The organism is Streptomyces sp. NPDC055140 (genome assembly GCF_053607285.1).
Window position 1 is genome coordinate 66869 of the sequence record NZ_JBSGTG010000004.1, and the last position, 12938, is coordinate 79806.

Genomic DNA, 12938 nt, shown 5'->3' on the forward strand with positions numbered 1-12938 from the left:
GGGTCAGCCCTCCAGGACGGAGCGCAGGTCCCACAGCGTGCGCCAGGTCGCGGAGCCCTCCTCGGCACGGCGCCGCACCGCGCCGTCCCAGTAGCCGAGCAGCCGCGCCGCGTCCGCCGGGTCGTCCTTGCGGACCACGCCCGTGAGGTGGCCCGGCAGGAGGGCGAGGGCGTCGCGGTCGCCGGGGAAGTAGGCGGCGGCGACGCCGAGCGCCGTCGCGACGGAGACGGCCTCGGCCGTACTCATCACGGTGGACGGCCGCTCCACCTCCCAGCCCTCGGCCGAACGGCCCGAGCGCAGCTCGCGGAAAGCGGTGACCAGGACGTCGAGGACCATGTCGTCGAGCTGGTACGCGGCGCCGGCCCGTTCGACGGCCGCCTTCGACTGGCGGCGTACGAGGTCGAGTTCGGCGTCGAAGTCGCCGATGGGGCCGACCGTCTCGAAGTTGAAGCGGCGCTTGAGCGCGGCGGACATCTCGGAGACGCCCTTGTCACGGAGGTTGGCGGTGGCGATGACGTTGAACCCGGGGGCCGCGTGGGCCTGGGCCGCGTCCGTGCCGGCCAGCTCGGGGACGGCGATGCGCCGTTCGGAGAGGAGGGAGATCAGGGCGTCCTGCACCTCGGGGAGGCAACGGGTGACCTCCTCCACGCGTGCGACGGCGCCCTGGGTCATGGCGGCGAGCACCGGTGAGGGTACGAGCGCCTTGGGGCTCGGGCCCTGGGCGAGCAGCAGGGCGTAGTTCCAGCCGTACTTGAGCTGGTCCTCGGTGGTGCCCGCGGTGCCCTGGACGGTGAGCGCGCTGGTGCCGCTGACGGCGGCGGCGAGCAGTTCCGACAGCATCGACTTGGCGGTGCCGGGCTCGCCGACCAGGAGCAGTCCGCGCTCGCCGGCGAGCGTGACGACGCAGCGCTCCACGAGGGCGCGCTCGCCGACGAACTTCCGCCGGACGGCGAGCCGGCGCGGCACGCCCTCGCCGGCGTCGGCGCCGTCGGGCAGGCGCAGCGGTTCGTCGGCGCCCATCACGAACGTGACGACGGCGCGCGGGGTGAGCCGCCAGCCGGGAGGCCGCGGGCCGGAGTCGTACGCGGCGAGGAACGCGAGCTCGTCGGCGTACAACTCCTCGGGCGGCACGATCTGCCGCGGCGCGGAGGGCGTCGTGCCCTGGACGGTGTCGGTCGTGGTACTCATCGGCGACGCTCCCGCGGCTGCGTGGTCCCGCGCTGCGCGGCCGGGACGGAATCGGTGGTGGTAGTGGTCATCGGGCGGGGCTCCCGCAGCAGCGTGCCCAGGCACCGCGCGCTCGGCGCGGCCGGGACGGGTTCGGTGGTGGGGGACATCGACGGCTGCGTGACCGGACGGCACATGTCGGACACTGCCGGGGTGACCTGGGCTGCCCTGGTCGTCATGTGCCGCTGCGCGATCCGACAGCGCAGGCCGCGCACCTCCGGGGTGACCCGTGCCGGCCTCGTCGTCATCGGCGCCGCCCCTTCCGGGTCGCGCGGGTCGTGAGTTCTTCGAAGGCCGGGACGTCGCCGGCGCGTACCCGGTCCCATGCGCGGGTGAACAGTTCGGGGACGGGCTGCAGCGGGACCGTCGCGGTGTGGCCAGGGATGTCGTACAGATCCCGCTTCCAGGACTCGACGGGCAGCGCGGGCGCCTTGAGTGCCAGCCAGGCGCCAGGCAGGAACAGGCCGCGTCCCGCGCGGGCGCGCTTCGCCTCCACCACCAGTGCGGTCCCGGCGAGTTCGGCGCGGGCCTTCTTCATGCGGGCGGGCTTCCAGCCGGTCCAGCGCGTGCTGTTGCGGTCGGTCGGGTCGGGCAGGGCGAGCAGTTGCAGGTAGAGGGCGGCGGCGTCCTCGCCGATGCCGTGCGCTTCGGCGACCTCGGTGACCAGGCCGGGGACACTGCGCGTGGGGTCCTGCGCGTAGCCCTCAAGTCCTGCCTGCGGTCCACCCGCACTCTGCCCGTCCACACCCGGCGCGCCCGCCGTCACCGCGCGGCCGAGCCCATCCCCCAGTACCGCCCTGATCGCCCGCAGCGGGGCGTCCGCGCGGTATCCGGCGAGGCCCTCGATCAGACCGAGCGCCGGGTCGTCGGGGCCGGTGAGGCCGGCCGGGCGCAGGAGGACGGCCTCCTGCTGGTACCAGGGGTGGACCACGAACGCCTCGCCCACGCGCGTCAGCCCGTCCGCTCCGGCGCCGCCCGTCTCGGGCATGCCGTGCGCCTTGCGCAGTTCGGGCGCGGTGGCGCCGCCCTTCTCGGTCCAGTCGAGGCCGAGCTGGAGCAGCAGCTCCGGGTCGGCGAGCCGGGTGCGCAGGGCGTCGAGGGCGGCGGGCAGGGCGGCGCGCAGCGGATGCCCGTACGGCAGGCCGTACGCGAGCGCGCCGAGCGCCGACACGGCGGGCACCAGGTCCCTGACGTGCGGTACCGCAAGTGCGTCATCGCCCGTCAACCGGCCGTCCGTGCCGAGTCGTTGGACGGTGGTGCGGCTGAGCCACGGAGTGATCCGGGGGTTGAGCACGGCCTCGGCGTCACCGATGGTGGAGACCCCGTTCAGCGAGATCTCCATGTCCTCGGGGAGGCGTACAAGGGTGCCGAACCGCTCCGTCCATACCTCCCGGGCGGCCTCGACGGCCGGCCCGGTCTCCCACAGGTCAGCGACGGACTCGGGGAGCAGCGCGGTGACGACATCGACGCGGCCCTGCCATGTGAGCGCGGTCAGGCGGTCGTGGCCCGCCTCCACCTGCGTGCGGGTGAGTCCGGAGCGGGCCTGGCACTCGGCGGATGCGGCGTCGGCGGCGAGGACGCCCGAGGGGCGTCCCGCCAGGAGCAGCGCTGCCTGGACAGGGCCGCAGCCGGGCGCGGCCGCCAGTGCGGTCGCGTTCTCCGCGTGCCAGGGCGTGGCGCCGCGCTCACGCACGAGGGCGGCGAGTGACGCGATCCGGTCGCCGAGGAGTGTGCCGGGGATCCGCTGCGCCTCACGGGTGATGAAGTGGGCGACCGGCCCGAACGCGCCCGAAGGGTCGTGGTCCAGAGCCAGCCAGTCCACCTCGTCGTCGTGACTGCGCGTGCGGGCCGCCGCGAGGATCGCGACGGTGCGGTCGCCCAGGCGGAGGACCTGACCGGGGCGCGGCCGGTAGGCGCCCTTCTCGCACAGTTCGACGCTGCGCAGCTGACGGTCCGGGTCCGCGAGGGCGCCTTCGGCGACGGCGTCCAGGAGGTTCAGGAGAGCGGACCTGTCGGTCTCGTCCAGGCCGGGGACGGTGGCGCGGTACGCCAGCGCGGGCAGGTGGCGCAGGACGCTCAGCCAGGTGGACGTGCAGCTCTGAATGGTGAGTTCGTCCGTGGTCCAGCCGCCGGTGAGCGTCGCGAGGTCGTGTCCGCCGGGCAGCGGGGTGCCTTCGGCCGCCTTGCCCGCGATGACGTGGCCCACGGACTTGATCTGCCGCAGTGTGCTCCAGGTGTCGGGGCTCCAGTAGCCGTGAACGGTGTGGCCGAGGACACCGCGGATCGCGCTGAGCAGGGTCCGGTCGTCGCCGTCGCGGGGCGAGAAGTCGTGGAACATCTCCTGCCTGCGCGCCGCGACGGGCCGTGCGGCCACCGTCTGGGGATCGGTGAACTCGGCCACGGATTCGCGGAGTTGGACCATGGCGAGCGCGATGACGCCGACGCCCGCGTGCAGCGACGGGTGCCCGATCGCGGGCAGGGCGCGCTCGGTCGCGGCGAGCAGGTCGCGGTCGAACTGGTCTGACGCGGCCTTCTTCTGCTCGTCCGTGAGGGCGGTCCTGGCCTCGCCCGTGGTCTTCCTCCGGTGCTGCGCCAGTGCGGCCGCCGCATCGTCCGCCAGTGCGGCGGCCTGCTCGTCGGCGAACGCGCGCAGTGCCTTGGAACCGTCCTCGTCGCGGGCCCGCATCGCGTGCCAGAACGATGCCGGCGGGACGAGCGGCGTGCCTGCGGCGTACTGCGCGCCCGCCCGGGACGTCACGGTGTCGCCGAAGGACCCGTCGGCGGGCCCGGCGCCGCCCGCGTAGAGGCCCAACCGGATTCCGTCGAGGGCGAGTACGGGCTCCGCTCCGCCGGGCAGGCGCAGCGCGCCGAGCGGCACGGGGGTGCCGCCGCTGGTGAAGCGGGCGGGCAGCGCGACCTCGCGGCCGTCGGGCGTGCCCGCCGTCAGCCGCTCTTCCGTGCCGTCTCCGGGGCCGTCGCTGCGGACCCATCGGCCGAGGACCGTGCCGTCGGTGCCCAGAGGGCTGTTCTCCAGGCCCGCCTGGAGGGGCAGTACCTGGCAGTCGGCATGCCGCAGCCGTCCCTCGTCGCGCACGGCGCCCGCGAGGAGCGGCGGCAGGGAGGCGCGGCCGGTGGCGCCGGTGGCGGGGTCGTACTCGATCCATGTGCTGGCCGTGCTCGTGGTGCGCAGCCGCCAGTGGTTCAACCCGTCGCCGCTGACCCGGTGTTCCTTGGGCAGGGTGGTGTCGCCCGCGTGCAGGGGGCGGGCGCCGGTGGTGCGGCCGCCGTCGGGCAGGGGCAGGGAGGCGTCCAGGGTGTGTGCGCGCCACTGGATGGCTGACTCGCCGCCGAGGTGGAAGACGTCGGCGGGGCGCGAGGACCAGTAGGCGCGCTGCTTGCCCTCGTGCCACCAGGTGACGAGAAGTTCGCCGCCGACGAAGCGGAAGGCGGGCCGGCGCCAGTGGTCGGGCTTGCCGGGGATGCGCAGGTCGTGTTCGAGGAGGATACCGTCGGGTCCCGCTACGACGGCCTTGTCCCGGTGGGCGACGATCAGCGCGGGCCAGGCCTCCTGGACGGTGAGCCCGTCGCCGTGGCGCTCCTCGGGTACGGGCCCGAGCCGTTTCATGGCCTCTTCGAGCGCGGGCCAGCCCAGTTCGTCGACGATGCCCGCGCGCAGGGTGCGGCCGAGGTTGCCGCTGAGGTCGTGGGCGCGGACGCGGGCGACAGCGTCGGGTGCGACGTCCGCCGCGACCGACCGGAAGCGCCTGAGGTGCTGGAGCGCCGAGCGGGCGCCGGGCAGGCCCGCCGCCGCGGTGAACGCCTCGGCCTGTTCGGTGAGCCACTCGGCCAGGAGCGGGCGGAGCACCGGGTGCTCGGCGACAGCGAGGGTCTTGCGACTGCCCACGCTGCGCTGGGAGTTGCCGCCGATCGCCTCCTTGAGCAGCGGCCGGAACCGCGCGTCGGCGGCCACCGCGGCGAGGTCGCTGCGGCCTGTGTCGGGTCCGCCGAACCAGTCGTCAAGACCGATCCCGTGGCCGTCCATGCGGGGCGCGGGGTCCACCACGGCGACGCCCGACGCGAGGCACACATCGATGAGGTCCAGGTCGGCCCAACTGCGCCAGCCGCGCCCGCGGAACAGGTCGACCGGCCGCCCCTCGGCGTGCAGACGGGCCGCCATGCGCTCCACAAGGTCGTACGTCATCGGGGAGCGGCGCACCCCGCGCCAGCCGCCCTTCAGGTGGGTGGACCAGCGCGACAGCCAGTCCCCAGCGTCTACGGCCGCGTCCGGGGCCGGGTCGGTGAGGAGCTGTTCGGCGCCGGTCTCGGCGAGCAGCTCCAGCCAGTCGCCCTCGGAGCCGTTGTCGTGTCCGAACCCCGTCGGCATGATCTCCAGCAGCCGCTTACGGACGGCGGGTTCCTGCGCCGCGAGGACCAGGAGGGTGGGCCGGTACGCCGTCCAGAACGTGCCGGGTGCGCGTACCACCGCCGGGGAGGCCAGGAGGTCCGCGAGCAGCCGGCAATCCTCCTCGACCCGGTCCAGGCCCGCGGCCTTGATGAGCTTGCGGGCGTCCTGAGGCAAGGCGGCGTACGGCGGCATCCCGGCGCCGCAGCGCTCGACGAGGAGCCTGCGGTACTGCTCCCAGGCCGCCTGCGGCGCGAGACGCTGCGTCAGGTCCCGCACATGGTCCTTGAGCGCCTTGACGGTGAGCGCCCCGGCGAAGGCGAACTCGAGGAACACCGCGCGCTGCCTCTGCTCGTCCACAACGAGGCTGTGGACGCGCTCGGCCTCGCGCGCCTTGCCGAAGAGGGCGGCCGCGTAGGTGGTGTTCTCGTGCCGGAGGAAGGCGCGGCCCGCCTCCTCGTAGTACGTGGGCAGGAAGTGCGGGACGGAGCGTCCGAGGCGCTCGCCGAGCTCCTCGAACCCCTCCTTGGCGGCGCCCGCGCGGGTCTTGGCCATGCGGGCGAGGCGCTCGACGTCCTTGACGAGGGCGAGGGCGTGGTGCCCGTTCTCCGGGTCGTTCACCAGGGCCCAGGCGGGGAAGCCGAGGGTTTCGCGGCGTACCTGGCCGAGCCCGTCACGGACGCTCTCGCGCCGCAGCCCGAGGAAGTCCAGGGCGAGGTCCTCGGCATCGCCGAGCGTGCCCGGCACGAGGCGCACGACGGTGCGCCCTTCAAGGGCGGGGTGGGTGTACGCGCGGGCCGTGAGGTCGTCGGCGTCCTCGCCGCGGTGTGCGCCCGGGAGCAGGACGGCGCCCGCCTCCAGGAGCGCTCCCGTGTCCACCGTGCCGTCGCCCGTACCCATCGCGCACCGCTCCCCTGCCGCCTCGCCCGCCGAACCCGCTGTGCTGGTCGTGTCTGCCGTGCCCGGACCCGCGCCCGCGCCGCTCACCGCCGTGCTCACGCCGCCTGCTCCCCGTCCTCGAGCTCGCGGCCCGCGTAGAGGACGGCGGCCATGCGCATGCCCTCCGACCAGGCCACCGGCCCGACTTCGGCGAGGGCCAGGGCCTGTCCGCCCCCGGTGGTCCAGGTGAGCGGTCCGGTCTCGGTCTCGGCGTAGCCCTCGTAGTCGCCGATCCAGACGCGGGCCTCGACGGTGCGTCCGGCTTCGAGCACGGGCTGGACGGCGTGGCCGCCGCGCACCCGATAGCCGAGGGACGTGGCGCGGCCGGCGAGGAAGCGGAGTTCCTTGAAGACGCCGCCCTCGTAGTCGTCGACCGCCTGGGCGGCCGGGTCGCGGTCGGCGCCGCGGGTCCAGATCTCGCGGAACAACTGCTGGACGCCCTGGGCGACCCCCAACTCGACGGCGAATTCGCGCAGTTCACCGAGGTCGCCCAGGAGGACCGGGTGGGGAATGCGGATCTGCCGCGGGCGGATGCGCACGGTGTCCCCGTCGAGGTCGACGAGGCCGATGCCGCGCTCGGGGTCGGCGTCGCGCAGGAACCCGGCGACCGTCCCGTCGTCGCCGGTGACGACCAGGTCCTTCAGGGCGGCGCGCCAGGCCGGGTCGGGCCAGACCTCGGCGAGCACCGCGACCGGCACGGGAAGGGAGCGGGTCATCCAGCGCTCGGCCCGCTCCCGGCAGTCGCGCTCGTGCCGCTCCAGCCACTCGGTGAGCTGTCGGAGCCCGATGACGGCCTGCTCGTCGGCGATCTTCGGCGGCACCGACTTCAGGAGCCGCCCCTTGCTGTTGCGGCAGACGACCTTGCCGCCGTCGTCCAGAGCGACTTCATAGTCGCCCGCGCGCATCCACCCCACCACTGCCTCCCCGACAGCCGATTTCCGTTCCCCAGATGTCGACCACCGGTCGTGGGTGCACGCCGAAGGCACGCGTCACGAGCACCGGTTGTGAGCCGGTGTTGATCAACTGCCGGAAACCTTAGAGGCAGCCACTGACAACGCGGTGTGGCCCGGCCCCCTGAAGGGCCGGGCCACACAAGAGGCAGGTCAGGACTTGGCGTCGGCCCACGCGCGCTGCACGGCGAGGTCGTCCTTCACCTCGGCGAGCTGCACCGCGACGGCCGAAGGAGCGGTGCCGCCGCGACCGTTGCGCGAGGCGAGCGCGCCCGGCACATTCAGGACGGTGCGCACCTCGGGCGTGAGGTGCTCGGAGATCTTCGCGAACTGCTCGTCCGTGAGCTGGTCGAGCTCGATGCCGTGCTGCTCGCACTCCTTGACGCACTCGCCGGCGACCTCGTGCGCGACACGGAACGGCACGCCCTGCTTGACGAGCCATTCGGCGATGTCGGTGGCGAGCGAGAAGCCGGCCGGGGCGAGCTCCTCCATTCGCTCCCGGTTGACCGTGAGCGTGGCCATCATGCCGGTGAACGCGGGCAGCAGGACCTCGAGCTGGTCGCAGGAGTCGAAGACCGGCTCCTTGTCCTCCTGGAGGTCGCGGTTGTACGCGAGCGGGAGGGCCTTGAGCGTGGCCATGAGGCCGGTCAGGTTGCCGATCAGGCGGCCGGACTTGCCGCGGGCGAGCTCGGCGATGTCCGGGTTCTTCTTCTGCGGCATGATCGACGAGCCGGTGGAGAAGGCGTCGTGGAGGGTGACGAAGGAGAACTCCTTCGTGTTCCAGATGATGATCTCCTCGGCGATGCGCGAGAGGTTCACGCCGATCATCGCGGTGATGAAGGCGAACTCCGCGACGAAGTCCCGCGACGCGGTGCCGTCGATGGAGTTGCCGACCGAGCCGTGCTCGAAGCCGAGGTCCTTCGCGACGGCCTCCGGGTCGAGGCCGAGCGACGAACCGGCGAGGGCGCCGGAGCCGTACGGCGAGACCGCCGTGCGCTCGTCCCACTGCCGCAGCCGCTCGGCGTCCCGGGACAGGGACTGGACGTGCGCGAGGACATGGTGCGCGAACAGGACCGGCTGGGCGTGCTGGAGGTGCGTACGGCCGGGCATGGCGACGTCGGCGTGCGCCTCGGCGAGGCCGACGAGCGCGTCCTGGAGGTCGGCGACGAGGCCGCCGACGACGCGCGCGTGGTCACGCAGGTACATCCGGAAGAGCGTGGCGACCTGGTCGTTGCGGGACCGGCCGGCGCGCAGCTTGCCACCGAGGTCGACGCCGAGGCGCTCCAGCAGGCCCCGCTCGAGGGCCGTGTGGACGTCCTCGTCGGCGATCGTCCCGACGAACGAGCCGTCCGCCACGTCCGCTTCGAGCTGGTCGAGGCCCGCGTGCATGCGGGTCAGCTCGTCCTCGGTGAGCAGGCCCGCCTTGTGCAGCACGCGCGCGTGGGCGCGGGAGCCGGCGATGTCGTACGGCGCCAGGCGCCAGTCGAAGTGGACCGAGGCGGAGAGTTTCGCCAGGGCCTCGGCGGGGCCGTCGGCGAACCGGCCGCCCCAGAGGCGGACATCGCCGGTGTTGCTGCTCACGGTTGCTCCTAGATGTGCGGTGACGCGGGGCGGGTTTTCTCTTCCCCGTCCCGCCCCTTCCCGTAACGGGTTACCAGGCGAGGTCGCGCTTCGCCGCGGTCTTCGACGTATGCATGAGTATGCATTGCACTGCATGATTCGTCAATCGACCCTCCATGGACCGAGATGCGCGCGAAATCCTTAGACAGGCGAACGACCTCGGGTCGATAATCCAGAACCATGGGAAAGACCTACGAACGCATCGACGGCAGGCTCCGCACCTTCATAGAGGAGCAGCCCATGTTCTTCACCGCGACCGCACCCCTCTCCGGGGACGGCACGGTGAACCTCTCCCCCAAGGGGCTGACGGGATCCTTCGCCGTGCTCGACGAGCGGACCGTCGCCTATCTCGACTTCGCCGGAAGCACCGCCGAGACCATCGCCCACCTGCGCGAGAACGGCCGCATCACCCTCATGTGGTGCGCCTTCCAGGGCCCTCCGAACATCGTCCGGGTGCACGGCCACGGAGAACCTGTCTTCCGTGACGACGCCAGGTTCAAGGAGCTGCTCGAACACTTCCCCGATATCGACCCGACCCAGCACGGCCTGCGCGCGATCATCATGGTCACCGCCGAGCTCATCCGCGACAGCTGCGGATACGCCGTCCCGTTCATGTCGTACGACGCGGACCGCGATCTGCACGGGAGGCGCTTCGCGCGCGAGGACGACGCCTCCCTGAGCGAGTACTTCATGAAGAAGGAACACATCGAGCACAGCATCGACGGACTTCCGGGGCTGCCGCTCCCGCTACCTCCGGCTACCGTCTGACACATGCGCTCACGACCCGTCACCATCGCGTCCCTGGCCGCGGCGGCCGCCCTGCTGATCCTGGGCGCGGCACCGCCCGGCGGGCCCGTGCCGCTGCCCGCGCGGATGGCCGACACGGGCGGCGGCTCCCAGCTCGTCACCGCGCAGGCCGCGCGCACGGGCTCCACCACCGGCACCGTCACCTGGTGGGACCGGCGCGACGGGCGGTGGGTCGCGGCGGGTTCGGCGGCGGCGCGGTTCGGATCGAAGGGCCTCACCGACGGCGGCTCGCGCAAGCAGGGCACGTACACGACACCCACGGGTCTGTACGGCCTGCCCTACGCCTTCGGGATCGAGCCCGCTCCGGCCGGCACGACCACCGCCTACCGGCGCGTGCACCAGGACTCCTGGTGGTGCCAGGACAACGACTCGGCGTCCTACAACCGCTGGACCGAGCCGCGTCCGGCCGACTGCCGCGCCGCCGAGTCCGAGCACCTCGTGTCGTACGCGACCCAGTACGCGCACGCCTTCGTCATCGCCTACAACTACGAGCGGCCGGTGCGCGGGCGCGGAGCGGGCATCTTCCTGCACGTGAACGGGCGCGGGGCGACGGCCGGGTGCGTGTCGGTCCCGGCGGACGCGATGCGGCGCATCCTGGCGTGGGCGAGGCCCGGGAGCGACCCGCACATCGCGATCGGCACGGCGAGCGGCGCGACGGCGATCACGCGCTACTGACGCCCCGCCGACCCCGCCCATAGGACGCGGTCACGCACTGCGGAGCGAACGGCAGCCGGACGCTACGGCCCGGACGGCAGCCGGACGGTGAACACCGTCGCGCCCGGCTCGCTCCGCAGCGTGGCGGCACCGCCGTGTGCCTCCGCGACCGCCGTGACGATGGCGAGGCCGAGTCCTGTGCCACCGCCCGCTCCTGCCGTTCTGGGCCGGTCGCCATGGGTGAAGCGTTCGAAGACCCCGTCGCGGATCTCCTCAGGGACACCGGGGCCGTCGTCCAGTACGGAGAGGGAGACCACCTTCTCATCGGCCTCGATGCGGGCGGTGACGCGGGTGCCGGGCGGGGTGTGCAGGCGGGCGTTGGCCAGGAGGTTGGCGACGGCCTGGTGGAGGCGGTGCGCGTCGCCCGTGACGGTGACCGGTTCCTCCGGGAGTTCCATGGCCCAGCGGTGTTCCGGGCCCGCCGCGCGGGCGTCGGTGACCGCGTCGAGGATCAGGCGCGTGAGGTCGACCGGCTCGCGTTCCACGGGCCGTCCCGCGTCGAGGCGGGCGAGCAGGAGCAGGTCTTCCACCATGCCGCCCATCCGTCCGGACTCGGCCGCGATGCGCTCCAGGGCGCGGCGGACCTCCGCGGGCACGGGGCCCGGGTGCAGGAGGGCCAGTTCCGCGTGACCGCGGATGGAGGCGACGGGGGTGCGCAGCTCGTGACTCGCGTCGGCGGAGAAGCTGCGCAGGCGCTCCTCGGACGCGTGCCGGCGGGTGAGCGCGTCCTCGACATGGCCGAGCATGCGGTTGAAGGCGGAGGCCACCTGGCCGACCTCGCTGCGCGGGTCGGACTCGGGGGCGCGCGGGGGCAGGGCCACCTCACCGCTGGCGAGCGGCAGTTCACTGACGTGAGTGGCGGTCGCGGCGACCCGGCTCAGCGGGCGCAGGGACCAGCGCACCCAGAGGGCCCCGGCGACGCCGGTGGCGGCGAGCGCGATCCCGAAGACGCCTGCCGCGACGAGTTCGAGGCGGTGCACGGTCGCTTCTACGGGCTCCAGCGGCAGGCCCGTGAGGAGGACGTCGCCGTCCTTCCCGTCACGGGCCTCGACCCGGTAGTGATCGAGGGGCGACAGCCGGATGGTGTGGCCCTGCCCGTCGACCGGCACGGCGGCGAGGGTCCTGCGGTCTGCGTCGGACAGGCGCACGCCCAGGTCGGCGGCGCCGTCGGAGACCGCGCCCGCCCGCACGACCGCGGCGCTGGTGACGGTGGGGCCGACCAGCCGGACGCCGAGGGTGCCGGTGGCCTGGCGGCGGGTGTCGGCGTGCTCGTCGCCGTCATGGTCGTCCGGGGTGCGGCCGCCGTGTTCGAGGCTGGCGGGCAGGGCACTGCCCGCCTCGTGGAGCTGCTGGTCGAGCCGCCCGGTGAGGAAGCCGCGCAGCTCGACGACCGCGGCCACGCCGACGGCCGCGCAGCTGACGGCGAGCAGCAGGACGAGCCCGGCGGTGAGCCGGGCGCGCAGGGTGTGCGGGAGCCTCAGGCGCAGCCGGTTCATCGGCCCGCCGGCTTCAGGACGTATCCGGCGCCCCGCACTGTGTGGATCATGGGTTCACGGCCGGCGTCGATCTTCTTGCGGAGGTACGAGACGTAGAGCTCGACGACGTGGGCCTGGCCGCCGAAATCGTAGGACCAGACGCGGTCGAGGAGCTGGGACTTGCTGAGGACGCGGCGGGGATTGCGCATCAGGCACCGCAGCAGGGCGAATTCGGTCGGGGACAGGTCGACGGCCTCGCCGCCCCGGGTGACGTCGTGCGCGTCCTCGTCCATGACCAGGTCGCCGACCGTGAGCAGGGCGTTCTCGGCCCGCTCCCTCGTCATGCCGGCTCGGCGCAGCAGGCCCCGGAGCCGGGCGACCAGTTCCTCCAGGCTGAACGGCTTGGTCACGTAGTCGTCGCCGCCCGCGGTGATGCCGGCGACCCGGTCCTCGACGGTGTCGCGGGCCGTGAGGAAGAGCACGCAGACGTGCGGTTGCGCGGCGCGCAGTTCGCGCAGCACGGACAGGCCGTCGCGGTCCGGCAGCATGATGTCGAGGACGACGGCGTCGGGGCGGAAGTCGAGCCCTTCGCGTACGGCGTCACGGCCGGTACCGGCGGTGCGGACGTCCCAGCCCTCGTAGCGCAGAACTCCGGTGACGACCTCGGCGATGTCGGGTTCGTCGTCGACGACGAGGACGCGCACGGGGGCGCCGTCGGGGCGGGTGAGGGCGGGGCGTTCGTTCATGTCGCCGCAAGCCTCTCTCAGATTGCTGTGAGTTCGCTCTGAGGAGCCCGTTGCCGTG

General features: G+C 73.4%; 9 protein-coding genes. 2 read left to right on the forward strand and 7 right to left on the reverse strand.

The features are described from left to right. Positions 1-3: 3 nt before the first annotated feature. The 5 genes from ACWFR4_RS10430 to argH all read right to left on the reverse strand — a co-directional run bounded on the left by ACWFR4_RS10430 (position 4) and on the right by argH (position 9099). Positions 4-1188 carry an ATP-binding protein gene (locus ACWFR4_RS10430; protein ID WP_393872872.1) on the reverse strand — a complete coding sequence of 395 codons (1185 nt, stop codon included), beginning with the start codon at positions 1186-1188 and terminating at the stop codon, positions 4-6. Further along, the gene (locus ACWFR4_RS10435) at positions 1185-1475 is read right to left on the reverse strand and encodes a hypothetical protein (protein WP_453460420.1); all 291 of its coding nucleotides are present in this window, start codon (positions 1473-1475) and stop codon (positions 1185-1187) included. Before ACWFR4_RS10435 ends, ACWFR4_RS10430 begins: the two co-directional genes overlap by 4 nt. Beyond that, positions 1472-6628: a hypothetical protein gene (locus tag ACWFR4_RS10440; protein WP_453651913.1), complete on the reverse strand. Its 5157-nt coding sequence runs from the start codon at positions 6626-6628 to the stop codon at positions 1472-1474. Before ACWFR4_RS10440 ends, ACWFR4_RS10435 begins: the two co-directional genes overlap by 4 nt. Next, entirely contained in the window at positions 6625-7482 is an 858-nt protein-coding gene (locus tag ACWFR4_RS10445; protein WP_453651915.1) for a DUF4132 domain-containing protein, read from the reverse strand. Before ACWFR4_RS10445 ends, ACWFR4_RS10440 begins: the two co-directional genes overlap by 4 nt. Before the next feature lie 189 nt (positions 7483-7671). Then, positions 7672-9099 (reverse strand): argininosuccinate lyase, encoded by a 1428-nt coding sequence (gene argH, locus ACWFR4_RS10450; protein WP_453651917.1) that lies wholly within the window; start codon positions 9097-9099, stop codon positions 7672-7674. Between the two features lie 219 nt (positions 9100-9318). On the opposite strand from argH, the gene ACWFR4_RS10455 reads away from it, so the two are divergent. Then, positions 9319-9906, forward strand: a complete 588-nt coding sequence (locus ACWFR4_RS10455; RefSeq protein WP_453651919.1) for a pyridoxamine 5'-phosphate oxidase family protein — start codon at positions 9319-9321, stop codon at positions 9904-9906. A gap of 3 nt (positions 9907-9909) precedes the next feature. Continuing rightward, positions 9910-10620, forward strand: a complete 711-nt coding sequence (locus ACWFR4_RS10460; RefSeq protein ID WP_453651921.1) for a L,D-transpeptidase family protein — start codon at positions 9910-9912, stop codon at positions 10618-10620. Positions 10621-10682: 62 nt separating this feature from the next. On the opposite strand, the gene ACWFR4_RS10465 is transcribed toward ACWFR4_RS10460, so the two are convergent. Together ACWFR4_RS10465 and ACWFR4_RS10470 are read right to left on the reverse strand one after the other, a co-directional pair. Further along, positions 10683-12155, reverse strand: a complete 1473-nt coding sequence (locus ACWFR4_RS10465) for a sensor histidine kinase (protein ID WP_453651923.1) — start codon at positions 12153-12155, stop codon at positions 10683-10685. Continuing rightward, positions 12152-12880, reverse strand: a complete 729-nt coding sequence (locus tag ACWFR4_RS10470) for a response regulator transcription factor (RefSeq protein ID WP_453651925.1) — start codon at positions 12878-12880, stop codon at positions 12152-12154. Before ACWFR4_RS10470 ends, ACWFR4_RS10465 begins: the two co-directional genes overlap by 4 nt. Positions 12881-12938: the final 58 nt, after the last annotated feature.

Bases quoted from the DNA above. Each gene is read 5' to 3' on its own strand.
- ACWFR4_RS10455 (WP_453651919.1), top strand. From the start codon at position 9,319: ATGGGAAAGACCTACGAACGCATCGACGGCAGGCTCCGCACCTTCATA.
- ACWFR4_RS10460 (WP_453651921.1), top strand. From the start codon at position 9,910: ATGCGCTCACGACCCGTCACCATCGCGTCCCTGGCCGCGGCGGCCGCC.
- ACWFR4_RS10435 (WP_453460420.1), bottom strand. From the start codon at position 1,475: ATGACGACGAGGCCGGCACGGGTCACCCCGGAGGTGCGCGGCCTGCGC.
- ACWFR4_RS10430 (WP_393872872.1), bottom strand. From the start codon at position 1,188: ATGAGTACCACGACCGACACCGTCCAGGGCACGACGCCCTCCGCGCCG.
- ACWFR4_RS10470 (WP_453651925.1), bottom strand. From the start codon at position 12,880: ATGAACGAACGCCCCGCCCTCACCCGCCCCGACGGCGCCCCCGTGCGC.
- ACWFR4_RS10465 (WP_453651923.1), bottom strand. From the start codon at position 12,155: ATGAACCGGCTGCGCCTGAGGCTCCCGCACACCCTGCGCGCCCGGCTC.